Source organism: Brevibacterium sp. 50QC2O2, from assembly GCF_024580675.1.
Classification (GTDB): domain Bacteria; phylum Actinomycetota; class Actinomycetes; order Actinomycetales; family Brevibacteriaceae; genus Brevibacterium; species Brevibacterium moorei.
Genome location: NZ_JANIJZ010000063.1, coordinates 1 through 300, shown reverse-complemented (window position 1 = coordinate 300; position 300 = coordinate 1). Strand labels below are relative to the sequence as shown.

At 43.0% G+C, this 300-nt stretch carries 1 rRNA gene; it reads left to right on the top strand.

What is annotated here, in order from left to right:
- Positions 1-198 precede the first annotated feature (198 nt).
- A 16S ribosomal RNA gene (locus tag NQ038_RS15225) occupies positions 199-300 on the top strand; the annotation flags it as partial.

The following is a 300-nucleotide window of genomic DNA, read 5'->3' as shown; positions in this document are numbered from 1 at the left end:
TGTGCCTGTTGTTTGAGAACTCAATAGCGTACTTGAATAGTTTTTTTCGTGATGCCAGAACTAAGTAGTACATATTTTCTGGCTGAAAATAATAATGATGGATGATACGAAGAACAATGCCTCTCTTTATGGTGGGTGTTGTTCTTTTTCTCGTCAGTCTGTTCTTTTCGGTCGGGATCGCTTGATCACAAGCATTTTTTTGTGGAGAGTTTGATCCTGGCTCAGGACGAACGCTGGCGGCGTGCTTAACACATGCAAGTCGAACGATGAAGTGGCACTTGTGTCATGGATTAGTGGCGA